Raw genomic sequence first — 15359 nt, forward strand, 5'->3', positions numbered from 1 at the left:
GATGAATTAGAAATTAACATTTATACCAAAACCAAACTCGCGCCTGCGCGGATAACGGCCATTATCATTACCCGGGGTGAGGGCGGAGCTGGAAGAAAATTCAGGATCATACCAAGAGTAATTTGTCCAGGTAAGCAGGTTTGCACCGTATATATAGGCTCCGATGTTTTGGAGCTTATAGCGCGAAGCCAGCTTGCCGGGTAAATTATAGGTTAGCTTGGCATAACTCAATCTTATAAACGAAGCGTTTTCCAGGAACCGGGTTTGCGTACCCGGGAAATTAGCTGTCGAGTTTTTCCGGCCCATGTATGGGATATCGGTAATATCGCCTTGTTTTTTCCAGGAATTATACGTGGTATTATTATCGGCAACAATACCGGAGGTAGCCAGGTTATCCAGTGTTTGTCGCGGGCTATCATAGATCTGGCCGCCCCAGGTGGTATTCAGCGTAAATGATAAGGAAAACTGCTTATAATTTATGGTATTAATAACAGATGCGTAAAATGACGGCTGCGCATTACCTAATACCTGGCGATCATTGGCATCAATTACACTATCTTTTTTAACGTTGTCAAATATCATGTCGCCACCAAGCAGTAAAGCCCCGCCGGCATACATATGGTGTACGGTACCCGAATAGGTTTGCCCATTTAAAGTATACTTTTGGGCGGTTTTACCATCGGCAGATACACCCACCGGTGTTAACCTGTTCCAATTGCCATCATAAGCATTGGAAACATCATACTGATACACCCCAAGGCCTTTATAGCCATAAAAATCGCCTATCTTTCCTCCTTCCTGCACCAGGTAAGTAGCCCCTCCTGCTGTTGCCAGAAATGGCTGATGGTTGTACAGGCTCTTGATCCGGTTTCGTTCAATAGTCAGGTTGGCCCCAATGTTCCAGTTAAAGTTTTTCTTGGCTAAAGGTGTAGCATTAATTGAAAACTCAAATCCCTTGTTGGTAACATCACCCACGTTTACGTATACATTGGTAAACCCTGTTTCCACCGGGATATTACGCTGGTAAAGCAGGTTTTTGGTTACCTTTTGATAATAATCGGCCGTTACATTCAGCCTGGAGTTGAAAAACTGCAGATCGAGCCCGATGCCTTTCTGGATATTGCTTTCCCATTTCAATTGGGAATTTCCAAACTGGTTACTTAGCACTACCCCATTTACAGCATTGTAAAAAGAAGAACCAAAAGTATAGATGAGCAAGTTAGAGTTGGATGGGATACGGTCATTACCTACTTCACCATAGTTTAAACGGAGTTTGGCATCATTCAGCACTTTTTTGGTCCAACCCATAAATGGCTCATCGGTAAAGCGCCAGGCTGCGGATGAACCATAGAAATCGCCGTATTTATTATCCTTCCCAAACCTTGATGAACCATCTCTTCGGTAAACCGCGCTGAACAGGTAGCGGCTTTTGTAATTATAGGTTGCTCTGGCATAAAGTGATTCGCGACTGGTTGAGCCTGCGTCAGTTCCTGTATTGGTTTGATCAATAGTACCATAAACATTGGATGTGTATATGGTTTCGTTGGCAGAGTTTGAGCCGGCTATTTTAAAACTGTTATTCTGCGTTTTTTCGGCGCTAACACCCGCCACAGCAGTAATGGAGTGGTTGCCAAATGTTTTACCATAATTTAAAAATCCCTGGTAGGCCCAGTTAGTATTAACCGCAAAGCTTTCCCTGCCCGAATTAACCAAAGGCGCTGCGCTGCTTAACAACTTAGGGTCAAAAAACACATTATGCGGTGTTGATAAACCAAAGTCGAAATTGTTGGTTAAACGCAGATCCTTGGTAATGGTATAATCAATCTGATTAAAGAGGTCGCCGGTATAGGTATTGGTCACATTAACCTCGAGCAAAGCAACCGATAACTGGTTACGCCGCCCGCTGATGTAGCCGGTTAAAGTACCATCGGGATAATACAGCGCCAGGTTTGATGGCCGCTGAAAGGCCTGGTTAATAGTATTGCCCTCATTGATATTATTGTTGGTGTTATACCCGAAGGACAGGCGGTTGCTGTACTTAAATCTTGGAGATACCTGGTAATCTAAATTAAATCTTGCCTGAAGCGTTTTGGCATAACTATTAACAATCAGCCCCTCGTCATTAATATACCTGATACTGGAGTAATATTGAATGCTTTTTTCGCCCCCGCTTACACCAAAGTCAAGAATATCCCTTTTAGCGGTCTGGGTAATAACCGCCTGATTATCATTATCGGAGTTAAAAACAACATTTAAAGAGTCATTGGTGGTGGTGGGTTTGTCTGGGCTATTGCCATTATATAAATTCCGTTCCACACGCAGATCTTTGGAGTTAGGTTGTTCCAGTTTATGCGCCATTACGCCAAAGATGCGGGCATATTGGGCGTTGATCATGGGTTTGCCCGCCTTACCGCGTTTAGTGGTGATCAATATAACACCATTGGCTGCCTGCGAACCATAAATGGCAGCCGATGCCGCGTCTTTCAAAACCTCGATGGATTGGATATCATTGGGGTTTACATTATCGGCGCTTTGACTTAAAATACCATCAATTACAAACAACGGCGCATTACCCGCGCTTGAAAATGTTGATCCCCCGCGTATCTGAATAGAACCCGTTGCGCCGGGCTCGCCAGAATCATTAATAACCAACACTCCAGATGCCTGTGACTGCAAAGCGTCGATGAGGTTTATGGGGTGCCGTTCCTCTATCTGTTTGGCGGTTATGGTTGATATAGCACCGGTAAGGTCGCGTTTAGTTACAGATTGACCGTAGCCCGTTACAATAACCTCATTTAAATCGGTTGCTGATTCCTTTAAGGTTACATTGATGCTTTTCCGGTCGCCAACAACTATTTCGGTTGAAACATAGCCGATGGACGAAAACACCAATGTCGCGTTATTATCGGGTACATTGATCAGGTACTTGCCATTCCCATCGGTCAAAACACCCACCTGCGTTCCTTTTAATTTTACGCTAACACCAGGCAAGGGCCCTTTGGCATCGCTTACCACACCAGAAATGGATATAGGGGCCATTTGCTGCCTTTTATCGGTAATGATAACCAGGTTGTTCCCGTTCAGCTTATAGGTAAGATTTGTTTGCGACAACAACTTTTCCATTACCTCGGCAATAGAAGCGTTGTTGAGGTCAACCTTACCGATAAGCTTTGAATTCAACGCGTCATCATTATAAACAAAGCGATAGCTGCTTGCCTTTTCCACTTCGGCAAGCGCTTTTTTTATCGAAACGTTATGCAGGTTAATATTGATCTTATCCTGCCCGTAGCCTTTTGAAAAAACCTGAAAGGACGATATCACAATCAGGATCAGGGTACACTTTGTCATGAGGAATATTTTTATAAGGCATTGCAACCGCACATTGCTTATGCGGCAAGCATTTTTTTTCATAATTTAGTCTTTAGGTTACTTTAATTATTGGTTTAAGACGACTGGTAATTTTGAAGAACCAATACTGCGGGGGATGCGTCAACATTCTCCGCTTTTTGGTTTTATTAAGATTCTTATGGGTCGAGTTTTATCATATGCGTGTGGTTTAAGATTAAAAAGGGGTTCAATAAATAGTCACTTTATCGTTATCAATTAAAAAGTTAAAATTGCTAGTAGCCTTAAGTGCATCCAGAGCTGTGGCCAATGATTCTTTGGTAAACTTTCCGCTAAATTTTTTCTGTTTCAGCTCCTCATTTTTAAAGGAAATGGAAACGCCATACCAGCGTTCCATTTTTTTGGCTACGTCATCAAAATATTCATCATCAAACACCAGTTTGTTTTCAAGCCACTGGGCTTCTGATGGTAAAGAATCATTTTTGGCCTTATGGAGGGAGCTTAAAGTGATTAAGGTATTATTTTCATTTACATCATGTTTTTCCTTGTTGGGGATAGTTAATTTTTCGGAAGGTTTTAAGATGATCTTATGATCGGGGTTTGATACCGGTGTCAGTTCTATCCTGCCCCTAATCAGCGATGTTTCGGAGGCATTATCATTAGCATATGAACGCACATTAAAAGCGGTGCCCAATACCTTTATTTGCATGGTGGTGGTATTTACAATAAAAGGATGTTCACTATCCTTTACCACATCAAAAAAGGCTTCGCCGGTTAAGCGTATTTCCCTGTACTTGTTGCCGTAATTGGTTCCGTAAAAAATTTCGCTGCCGGCATTAAGCCATACTTTACTGCCATCGGGCAGTATTATTTTGCTGATGCCTCCCAGCGGTGCCGCAATCTGATAGGTTTTACCCATGCTATCACCGGTAAAACTTCGCCAGCAAAAAAAAGACAACAGACCAAAAACCAAACAAGCCGCCGCGATAGACAGACGAGAAGGATTAAACCAGAAGTTTCTTAATTTGGCCGAAGAATCCAATTTATCTTCCGGATTTTGAAAACTGTCTGTTGTGGGTTTATCTGTTTCGAGTTTGTTTTCCAAACGGTCCCACTTTTCCTGTAGCTTATGTGAAATAAAGCGGGGTGGCTGATCCGGATTTTGTTGCCACAAGGCCTCCAACACTTGTACCGAATAAGCATCGGCCCAGGGTTGGGCAAGCAATATATCCAGCTGCCGAAGCTCATCGGGAGTAGCTTCCTTATTCAGTTTTTTTCCTAAAAGTATCCAAAGAGTTTCCTGGTCCATTATTTTTAGCTTCAATAACAAGGACAGGAGAAAACAAAAACACCCTGGTGAAAAAATGAAATTAATTTGCCGATGCCTTTTTGAAGCTCCTTTTATGATGACCGGGCAAATCTGAAATTGCAGCCGCTATTATTTTAAGGGCATTACCCATATGGTATTCAACCGTTTTTGGCGATATATTCAGGATTTCTGCAACGCTTCTGTATTTCAACCGGTCTTCCTTAACCAGTTTAAATACCATTTTACATTGTTCGGGTAAATGCTGTACAGCATCATTTATAACTTTGGTGAGTTCTGCCGTGATCAGTATATCTTCGACAGAACTACTGATATCTTTTAATTCAAATCCAACCGATTCGATATCAATACATATCATACGGTTTGCCTGGTTATAGTTAAGAGCCTGGTTTTTTATGGCCACGTACAAGTAAACCGTTAAATTATTTACCTCATTTAGTTTACTGCGGTTGGCCCATATTTTTACAAACACATCATCAACAATCTCTTCGGCTACTTCGGTTTGTTTTACAAAAGAGCAGGCCAGTTTCAATAATCGTTCATAGTATAAAAAGTAGATCTTTTGAAAAGCAGCAAGATCACTATCGTACGCTATTTTTAATAATAGCTCTTTAAGGTCAATGTTTAACATCTATAATCAGGTTTGAACAGGTGCATTTATGGTGGAGAAATGCTGATAATTGGTTAAACCTAATTTAGGATTGAAAAATGCCTCAGAAATAAACAATATTGACTATATACTAACTTCTATTTACAACAATTAGGGATTTTGAAGAAAGTACGGCCTTGGAGTTGTTCAACGGATTATATATGTATAAACATATACTAACCTTGTCAGACTTATTTAGCCAGCAAATTAAGCCTATGTTAAGTTTTGGTTATTGAATCTGTTTGGGGATAATTATTCAGTTTTTCTCCAGTATTCAGCGGGTTTCTTTGCGAAAAATCAAAATCCGTAGTCCATGAAACACTCCTACTTCCTTAACAGGTTACTGTTGTTTTCTTCCTTAATCTTCTTGTTTGCCTTTTCGTCTGTAGCACAGACCATAAAAGGCAAAGTTGATGATTATAAAACCGGCGAGCCCCTGGCCGGAGCAACAGTACATTTAACACAGCAAGGCGTAAATAAAATAGCCCCCGTAAACTTGAATGGGGCTTATGTTTTTAAAAACGTACGCGCCGGTTCTTATAAAATACAGGTAGATTATATCGGTTATAAATCATCACAGGTTTATGAAGGTAATATCAACTCAGCCGATGAGATAAAGATCATCAATATTGATCTGCAGGATGCAAGTACCCAAGTGGCTGAGGTTAAAATTACCGGTCAGGGTAATAAAGAATCAGATCGTGCAGCCCGGGGTATAGAGAAAAATGCCAGCATGATCCAAAACATCCTTTCGGCTAATACCATCAAGCTTTTACCTGATGTAACTGTAGCCAATGCTTTACAGCGCGTAAGCGGTGTAAGCATCCTGCGCTCGGCCAGCGGCGAGGGCCGTTATGCTATTATCCGCGGTATGGAACAGCGTTATAACTCTACTCTGGTAAATGGAATTAAAATACCAAGCCCGGATCCTGCTTATCGCTTTGTACCCATGGATATATTCCCGTCTGAAATGCTGGATCGTCTGGAGGTTATCAAAGCCCTTACACCCAGCATGGAGGGTGATGCCATTGGCGGGGTTATGAATTTGGTCATGAAAAGCGCCCCCAATCAGTTTGTACTTAGCGCAAACATATCAGGCGGTTTTTCTTCTTTATTCTCATCCAACAGACCATTTGTAGCATTTAGCCCGTCGCTTAACAGACAATCGCCGGCAAGCATCAATGGTAATAGCTATGCCGCTACGTACAGCGATTTTAATAATAAAGCGATCACCAGTGATAAGAACATGTCGACCCCATTTAGCTCAACCGCGGGTTTAACTATTGGCGATCGCTTTTTGAATAATAAATTGGGAGTAATTGTTTCAGCCAGCTATCAGAATATCTACCGCGGCTCTAACTCTAAACGGTTAATACCCAATGCACAGCCCGATTATCAGCCATTGCCAAACAGTCCACAGTTTTCTGACTCTTATGACCGTACCTATTCCACTCAAACACAACGTTTAGGTATCCATAATAAAATTGACTACGCTATTGATGATAAAAACAAGATTTCTTTATATAATTTATATATCCATCAAAATGAATACGAGTCGCGCTTATCGTCAGATACTTTGGGCTTAGGCTTAAATTCAACTGCCTTTAGCAAGCAGATTACCTTATCAAACAGGAGTACCTTAACCCAGCAAACCATTTACAACTCTACACTGCATGGAGAGCATTTATTAGGTAATGAATGGAAATTTAACTGGGATGGGGTTTATTCAAGAGCCACCCGCAACATGCCCGACAGAACTGAGTTTTCATACGATGCCAATAAGGCCCTCAATAGCGCAGGCACTGTTACCAATGAATATGATAATAACACTGTATTGACCCATCACTGGGAAAACAATAAGGATCAGGATATAAGTGGTTACGCCAACCTGATCTATACGCCAATAATTGCCGGCAAACCTGTTGAGTTTTCAACCGGGGGCCTATTTCGCCATAAAATAAGGGATGCGTATTATATGGAGTATACGTTAAAAGGAGGCTCAACGCTGTATAACAATAATTTTAATTCCATTCCATTTGCACTGTCGTCACCTATCGATGGTACCGGCAATAGTAACACCAGCTTATCAAACAATTATCATATAACCGAGAACGATAACGCTGAATATTTGCAGGCTAAGTTTGATCTGCTACCTAAATTACAGGTTTTAGGTGGTGTTCGGATTGAAAACACTAACCTCTCCTACCTTACCCAATCGCCAATTACCGTATCGGCCAGAAGCGGAAAATATATTTACACTGATGTTTTGCCAAGCATCCACTTAAAATACGCCTTAACTGACGATCAAAATATACGTGCATCCTACTTTGCGTCGATCAGTCGCCCGGGCTTTGGCGAACAAGTGCCTTATCAAATAGACGGGGAATATTATAAAGAGGAAGGAAACCCGAATTTAAAGCACATTACTGCTGATAACTATGATGTGAGATATGAATTTTTTCCGGGCGGAGCAGATCAGTTATTGTTGGGCTCTTTCTATAAAAAGATCTATAACCCTATCGAATATTATGTAGTTCGCGGCTCCGGCCCAAGTGACCTGCTTATCCAACCGCAGAATGATCCGGGTAATGCAACCAATTATGGTTTTGAAGCATTGGCAACCAAATTTTTTGGGGTAATCGGGTTCTCTGCTAATTATACCTATACCCATTCCAGGGTAACTACACCTAAGCTTCTGTATGCACCAACAGGAGATAATGGTCAGCCAATGAACAGTATTATCAATGAAACACGTCCATTACAAGGTCAGGCTAATCACGTAGGCAACGCTTCTGTATTATTTAAAAGTGCCAAACTGGGATTAGATATGCAATTGGCTTTTGTATATACCGGCGAACGCCTTGCCCAGGTATCTGCCTATGCTAATCTTGACTTTTATCAACACGCATATGGTCAGCTAGATTTTTCATTTGAAAAAACCTTGTTTAAACACTTCTCTCTTTATGGTAAGATCAACAACCTTACCAATGCCGCGGCGAAGATATATCTGAAATATCCTCATGATAAAATTAAGGCGCAGTTGCAGGAGTTTTTGGGCAAACAGGACATAGCAGCACAAACTTTAGTGCAAAGCGATTATTACAAAACACTATTCCTTGGTGGTTTCAGGTATAAATTCTAAAAATCGCGAGGCACTTACAGGTGCTATTAAAAAAATAAGTCACGAACGAATAAACTAGAACGATGAAAAAATATATAATCCCCATCATTTCCCTGATATTATTTGCATCAGTCTCCGGCTGTCAAAAATGGAAAGGTGAGCATACCGAAATTTACAGCTATACCCCGCCTGCAGCTAATCCGGTAAGCGACAAAGCCCCGCTATCTTGTGGCGGCGGCAGCACGGTTAGTGCAGTAAAAGGCACCATGCTTAGCGGCAAAACCTACTCTGTACAGGCTGGTTGCGACCTGGTTATTAATCCTTTAGATACCTTATTGATGCAACCCGGCGTAACATTAAATATGGGCGCTGGTAGCAGCTTGATTGTTTTGGGCACTTTGGTTAGCAATGGTTCAAAAAACCAGCCTAACTGGATTACCATTCCCGGGATAACCAAAAATGATGCTCCTGGTGGCATAGCCCCTACTGCTGATCCTGCTTATTCTGGCAAATGGAAAGGGATTATTGGCGGACCAACCTGTAACCTGATGGTACTAAGATGGACACATGTGGAATATGCCGGTTTAACTGAAGGAGACGCAACATCTAAGCTTGCCGGTGCGGGATCGGGCAATCAATACAGCATTTTGTTTGCCAATTACAAAGGAAGCTTTATTATGGAAGATTCATGGCTGTATGGCGGTGTAGATGATCCCATCCGTATATCGGCTGGTAAAGTGGCCATTTTCCGCTGTACCTTTGAAAAGAACGGAGCTATTGGTGGAGATTGTTTAAATGCCAAAGGAGGTACCGTTGGAACCATGGCTTATAACCTTTTTATGGGTACAGCAACAAATGGTCAAAAAGCATCCAACAAAGGGCAGGCTATCGGCGCGCCACAAACCAACCTGGTGATGTATAATAACACCTTTGTAAGCGGAGGATACAGACAACAACAAAGCGGTCGTGGTGGCTGTATCAATTATGAAGAAGGCGCTGCGGGCATGTATTACAACAACGTAGCTATCAACTGCCGGTTTGGATATCGTGTTGTAGGCAATCCGGTTGCCGATGTGGCACATCTTTCTTACGGCAATAACTATCAATGGGCCGATTCAGCGAGCGTGGCAAACCAGTTTTATCCTACCGGATACATCACCCAGCCACAAAGCACCGATATTCCATCCATTACTACCTCTGCAAATTATCTTCCTGCTAATTACCAGTTGGGATCAATTTATGATGGCCGCGATGTAGTTCAGAAAAATAATCCTGCATTTTTGAACTTTCCTTTACCCACAACAGGTCACGCGCTTTCACAATATAGCGCCGTTGGAAATTTCAATTTCCATTTACAGGCAAGCTCTCCTCTGATCGGAAAAGGGAACACCAGCATAAAGCCGCTGATCACGGTTCCTTTGGATAAAATTTATGGTCTTTCTGACGCAACTCCTCCAGGAGCAGATCTTGGCTGTTACCAACTAAACGGTACAGGTAACCAACACTAATTTCCATCACCAAAGAGCTAGCCGAATGTACGTTCGGCTAGCTCTTTATAATCCCATCATTAATGAAACTACTTATTAAAAGCGGCACCATATTACTGGTTTGCGCTTTGTTTATAACAACAACGGCCTTCGCTCAATCTGCTGATCTAAAGATCATATTTATACGTCATGCCGAAAAACCGGTAAAGGGTGATAACCTGACCTGCCAGGGAGTAAACAGATCATTAAAACTTCCGGCTGTTATTAATGCTAAATTTGGTGTCCCTGCTTATCTTTTCGTACCCGCTATGGGTTTGGGAGAAGCAACCAAACATTCCCGTATGTTTCAAACCATTATTCCTTTAGCGGCAAAATATAATCTTACGATTAACAGCAGCCGGCAGGAAAAGGATTCACTAGGAATGGCGGCAGATTTAAAAAGCAGAGCAGGAACAACCCTGGTGGTTTGGGAGCATAATAATATTGTACCTCTTGTAAGAGCATTAGGAATAAAAGAGGCCGGCCTGAAATGGCCCGATGACGATTATGACAGCATCTGGGTAGTAACGTTCAAAAACGGAAACGCCGCAATTACCTTTGATAAGGAAAATATACACCCTTCTTCCGATTGTAGTTTTTAACTTTTCTATCGCTGCTAAAGTATTGTTTGGGTTACTCTTATCAACTTTTATTAATAAAGATTTTGCGTATCCTCCTTTTTTCTTTTTTTGATCAAGATGGGTTGTGTATCTTTATATACCTTCCTAAGATCACGGCATATATTATCAGTCAATTATATCCTTAAAAACAGAAAAACATGTTAGAGAACCTACTTCAATTAGTGACACAAAATGCAGGAGATGCAATTACCAATAATCCCCAGATTCCGAACGAACATAATGAAGCCGCTGTGCAGGATGCTTCTTCATCCATCATGGATGTATTAGGCAACCACGCATCATCAGGTGGAGGTGGCCTATCAGGCGTTCTGGACCTGCTTAAAGGAGGTGGCGGTGATTTAACCAGCAATCCTATTGTTTGTCAGATCATACAACAGTTTAGCGGGAAACTGCAAAATAACTATGGGGTTGATGGAGAGGCCGCTCAATCAACAGCAAGCAGCCTGATACCCCAGGTTTTAGGACAACTCGCCAATAAAACCAACGATGCCGGCGATAGTTCTTTTAATATTCAAAGCATTTTAGGCTCATTAGGTGGTGCCGATGGCAAATTTGATATGAGCGATGCGCTTAATCTTTTTCATGGAGGCGGCGATAACGCAGAAAGCGGCGGTGGGATATTGGGAAAGCTGACGGGTTTATTTGGCGGATCTAAATAAGTTAAACGCCAGTATATTTTAATTTAAGAGCATAAAAAAGCCCAACGTTATGGTTGGGCTTTTTTATGCATTGCAAATACTTAATTCATATTACACACCGATCACAGATTAGCTCGAGGGACAGTTATCAATCCAAAAATGATTTGTTTACTTCGTTCTGCGTCATTTTTTTGGGAGAATAAACTAACAGCAAATTTGCGGGGTTGTTGATTCTCACTGTTTGCAATCCGGTATATATACTTGCTATGAGGCTTCAATTCAAATAACGTGCTTGGAACTGCAAAATTGGGAATGTAACCTTCACTTTCTCTGTAAATGGTATCGGGCTTGATATCATTGTCTAAAAGCGTGTGGGTTTCAAATTCTGATCCATCAATCTTGTACCTATATACCGTTGATATATGATGCTGGTAAGAAAATTTATAATCGACAAAAAGTGTATCATTACTTTTCTGCACTATTGCGTTTGTTGGTAAAAACAAACTCCGATCGGTATCGTTTTCGATGATGATTAAATATTCGAGCTTTGATAGCTCAATACATGAGACTTTAGCGCTCTTCTTAATTTGACCATTAACCATATTGGTTACCAGACTTAAACAAGATAAAATTAAAATACAGCCTTTTTTCATGGGTTCAATTATTCAACATGTAATGGTTCTGCAGACCTTTGCGCATTTTTACCTTTGGGTAGTTGTTTATTAACCTTGTTTTCATTATCAATAGCATTTCCAGTATCTTTTCCAGCTATTGAAGGTATTGCGTGACCAATTAATTCGTGCATTAGAATACGATCATCATAATAGACGCCGCCTTTGGTATCTTTAAGAACTGACTCTGGAATTACTTTCCCTTTTTCATCCTTCATCCCTGTGTAAGCGTTACCAGAAACAACAACTCTTGTTGTAGAGTACAAAGTTTCATTTCCATCTTTGTCTTTCCCCCGCTACCGCAAGCGTCCCGCTTGTGGTAAATGTGCAAGGCTTTGGCTATATAATTATTACGTTCACCATTCCACCTAAACCTGCATAATCCCGTGCGCTGCTATGAAGATATTCGCAGTCATGTTCCACTATTCCCTATACAACAGGGTTATTATGAATATAATCTATCTTTTGTTGTATCACTTCTGCACGCCATAGCTCAACTGGTTGATTATGCTGCGGCCAAAATTCAACCCAGAATACGGTGGCGAAGCTTACAAAATATAACCCCTCAGCATTTTTAAATTTATAATTACGACTCATTTGTTAAAAATACCTGCTTTTTCTGTAATTTAATCAGGCTTGTTTAGGACAAACGCGACACTTGCAACAGCTAGCGAAATCAACTTTAACAGTAAAAAGTAAAGCCCAACCGTTATGGTTGGACTTTACTCTCGCATTGCAAATGCTAATTCCATATTACGCACTGACCACAGATCAGCGCGAGGGTGGAACTCATAAGCTTGACTACCCGTTTCAACTTTGGGCCTGTGTTGAGCCTTAATAATTGGCCTGTAGGTTAACTGAATTTCTGCACATTGAAGCATGTTTTGCATTTCCATAATTTGATTTTGTTAAGTAAATAAATAATTATGGTGCCCAACAAGTGCAAGAATGAATTAAATGCAAGGAGGAACGGAATAAATGTAAGGCTGTGCATAGGATGGTGTTTATGCCGTAGTTCCTTGCCTTGTATTCCAGGCTCACACTTAACTTTGCTGAATAATTATTATCTCACACTTCCTTCCTTTTTATACAGCACATTTTATTTCTGAGTTCTATATTTCTATACTGGATGATCTAAAAATGTGCTAGTTCAATTTCTTAACTCAGAAATATGAAGTTCTAACTAACTTGCTACACTTTTTCAAAAAAGAGGGTTTTTAACACCCTTAATATCAAGTGTAGCAAACTTAGTAAATGCAAGAGGTTGTTGTTTGATTGGTTAAATAACTTTTCACCTTGACTTATTAAAAGGTAAGACTTGTAAGTAACATTTTCTTATTTTTTGAGAGCTTTTGTAAGTACCCTTATAGTAGTAAGATTGTTAAAAAAATAGGAAATGGGAATGTGTTTGATAGGATTTTAAATGCTATGTCTGTCTAATGTCTTTAAAAGGTAGACTGTTGTTTGGTTTGCAATTACCTTAATTGGCTATTTAAAGCTTATATCTCCTGTTTGGAAGTTGATGGTGTGGATTGGTTGGGTGTGATTCCAACATACTCGTCTTAAAAGGTAAAATGATCTATTAACCACCAATAACTTGTCTTCAGTACCTTTTAATAGGATAGCTTACATTGGTATTTGTGAATTTACTCAACGGATAGTCTCATTTTCCATGTAAAAACAAGGTTAGCTTATAAAAAGTAAAAGCCCAACGCATAGTTGGGCTTATTTACCATTACTTATCTATTCTTGTTCACACGCCACAGGCGTGCGCCAGCGTAGGCTTAGCTCGTAGGTTACTTGATCGTTCTATATGTTATTCGTGTCATATCTTGTCTGGTGCGTGCTTTGACATAAATATCAATAATTCGGATGATAGATAGTCGTAAAGCTTCTCATCAATAGGGTTTGGTGATATTTTTACGGACAAACGAGCTTCTCCATATTTTACTCCCATTTTCATCAAATAGAAATATGTTATATTACCCTCTGAAACAATTTGTTTACCCTTGAAGAAGTCTGAGTTAAACGTTATGTAACCCTTTTGATAACGTACTATGTTAAAGGCCTTTGACAATAGTTGGCTTCTATTTACTATCTTTTCATCTTGAGGCTCAAGATTTTTATCTTTTATATTTAAATAGTATTCATAATATCGTTGTTGTTTCTCAACTATTACAAGATACCATCTATCAGTGATAGAAAACAGCAAGTAGGCATTATCTTTTACTGAAGAACCTAATCTAAGTACTATCGAATCTGCTTTTTTTCTGGTAACGCTATCAGCGTGCCTTAAAATCTGACAGTAACCAGCTTTAAAGGTAAAACTCAATACTATCAGCACCGTAATTAGTTTATATTTCATGTCAATTATCTTTTTGTGTAGGTAACGCAGTTGGGTTTGAAACAACACCCCCACCATGATCCGATCCATCTCTTTGTGTAGAAATCCCCATCAGTCTGCGAAATAAATTTTCAGTTCGGATAGCGTTCCCATTATTAGCTTCTGAACTGGCGCCGCCAGCAGTTGGAATGCCGTGCCCCAAAACTTCGTGAGCAGATGTAGTTGCCCTATTTCCACCATCAGGGTAGGTTATTGCGCCTCCTTCTAAGATAACCGAATAAGACCCTCCTTTTGTCTTAACAGTTACTCCTTCGCCCCCTGTAGCTTGAACTACCCATGATGGAACTGCACTTGGATCACTTATTATTTTATCATTTTTGTAACCACTTGGTAATTGTGGATATAAAGCCGCACTACCGTCCTCTGATAGCGTACCCTTTTGATCCGCAAATTCGACTTTGTGAATCTCTTTTGAGTTTATTGCATTAGTAACTTGACCTACCGCAGCTTTTTCATCGTCGGATAAATTCACCCCCGATAATGCTGCTGATAATGCGTCAGAACTAATGGAATTAAACCTCTTACCGCCTTTATCTAAGCTTATAAGATTTCTAAACTGATCAAACTTCTTGTCAGCAAAGGATGCATTTAAATCCTGTTTTTCCTTTTGAGCGTCACTCTTGGTTTCTCCTTCAATAATGCCCATACCATCAGGATCAATAAATCTAATAGGATTGTCAACAGTATAATTGTAAGGTGACCACCTACGATATTTCTCCGCCAACGGATCCACACTCGTCCACCTACCTATTACTGGATCGTAAAACCTGGCGCCATAATCGTATAAGCCCAGGTTCTCCTGTAATTCCTTCTTATTGTAAAGGTACTCATTTTTCGGGCTGGCTACACTTGTATTGATCTCCATCCCAAACGCATAGTAATCATCTACCTGCACCTGACGGGTGGTACCCGTGCCCGTATCAAAGTTCACCCTGCTGTTACCCAAATGGTCTGTCAGGCTGTATTCATAGTTGTAGCTTGTGGCATCTTTGGGTAAAGCTCTTCCTTCTTCTGTCTGGATAAAGGTGATCGTAGAT

Annotated in this window: 11 protein-coding genes; 4 read left to right on the plus strand and 7 right to left on the minus strand. The window is 40.6% G+C overall.

All coding sequences use genetic code 11. The annotated features are described in order from the left end of the window. Positions 1 to 6 precede the first annotated feature (6 nt). From G7092_RS28915 to G7092_RS28925, 3 genes are all read right to left on the minus strand, one after another. Positions 7 to 3348: a SusC/RagA family TonB-linked outer membrane protein gene (locus tag G7092_RS28915; protein ID WP_166095513.1), complete on the minus strand. Its 3342-nt coding sequence runs from the start codon at positions 3346 to 3348 to the stop codon at positions 7 to 9. Positions 3349 to 3574: 226 nt separating this feature from the next. After that, positions 3575 to 4654: a FecR family protein gene (locus tag G7092_RS28920; RefSeq protein WP_166095515.1), complete on the minus strand. Its 1080-nt coding sequence runs from the start codon at positions 4652 to 4654 to the stop codon at positions 3575 to 3577. A gap of 61 nt (positions 4655 to 4715) precedes the next feature. Beyond that, positions 4716 to 5303, minus strand: a complete 588-nt coding sequence (locus G7092_RS28925; protein ID WP_166095517.1) for an RNA polymerase sigma-70 factor — start codon at positions 5301 to 5303, stop codon at positions 4716 to 4718. A 331-nt stretch (positions 5304 to 5634) separates the two neighbouring features. On the opposite strand from G7092_RS28925, the gene G7092_RS28930 reads away from it, so the two are divergent. The 4 genes from G7092_RS28930 (at position 5635) to G7092_RS28945 (ending at position 11268) form a co-directional block, all read left to right on the plus strand. Beyond that, positions 5635 to 8463, plus strand: coding sequence for a TonB-dependent receptor (locus G7092_RS28930; RefSeq protein WP_166095519.1), 2829 nt, complete (start codon positions 5635 to 5637; stop codon positions 8461 to 8463). Between the two features lie 62 nt (positions 8464 to 8525). Beyond that, on the plus strand, positions 8526 to 9950 hold the full coding sequence (locus tag G7092_RS28935) for a hypothetical protein (RefSeq protein WP_166095521.1): 1425 nt from the start codon (positions 8526 to 8528) through the stop codon (positions 9948 to 9950). Positions 9951 to 10012: 62 nt separating this feature from the next. Further along, positions 10013 to 10570: a histidine phosphatase family protein gene (locus tag G7092_RS28940; RefSeq protein ID WP_166095523.1), complete on the plus strand. Its 558-nt coding sequence runs from the start codon at positions 10013 to 10015 to the stop codon at positions 10568 to 10570. Positions 10571 to 10746: 176 nt separating this feature from the next. Further along, the gene (locus G7092_RS28945; protein ID WP_166095526.1) at positions 10747 to 11268 is read left to right on the plus strand and encodes a hypothetical protein; all 522 of its coding nucleotides are present in this window, start codon (positions 10747 to 10749) and stop codon (positions 11266 to 11268) included. 101 nt (positions 11269 to 11369) lie between these two features. On the opposite strand, the gene G7092_RS28950 is transcribed toward G7092_RS28945, so the two are convergent. The 4 genes from G7092_RS28950 to G7092_RS28965 all read right to left on the minus strand — a co-directional run. After that, positions 11370 to 11900: a hypothetical protein gene (locus G7092_RS28950; RefSeq protein WP_166095528.1), complete on the minus strand. Its 531-nt coding sequence runs from the start codon at positions 11898 to 11900 to the stop codon at positions 11370 to 11372. Positions 11901 to 11908: 8 nt separating this feature from the next. Beyond that, positions 11909 to 12136, minus strand: a complete 228-nt coding sequence (locus G7092_RS28955) for a hypothetical protein (RefSeq protein ID WP_166095530.1) — start codon at positions 12134 to 12136, stop codon at positions 11909 to 11911. Positions 12137 to 13743: 1607 nt separating this feature from the next. Beyond that, positions 13744 to 14283 (minus strand): hypothetical protein, encoded by a 540-nt coding sequence (locus G7092_RS28960; RefSeq protein WP_166095532.1) that lies wholly within the window; start codon positions 14281 to 14283, stop codon positions 13744 to 13746. Between the two features lies 1 nt (position 14284). Further along, on the minus strand, positions 14285 to 15359 hold a 1075-nt coding region (locus tag G7092_RS28965; protein WP_166095535.1), incomplete at its 5' end, for an RHS repeat-associated core domain-containing protein.

The organism is Mucilaginibacter inviolabilis (genome assembly GCF_011089895.1).
In the GTDB taxonomy this organism is placed as follows: domain Bacteria; phylum Bacteroidota; class Bacteroidia; order Sphingobacteriales; family Sphingobacteriaceae; genus Mucilaginibacter; species Mucilaginibacter inviolabilis.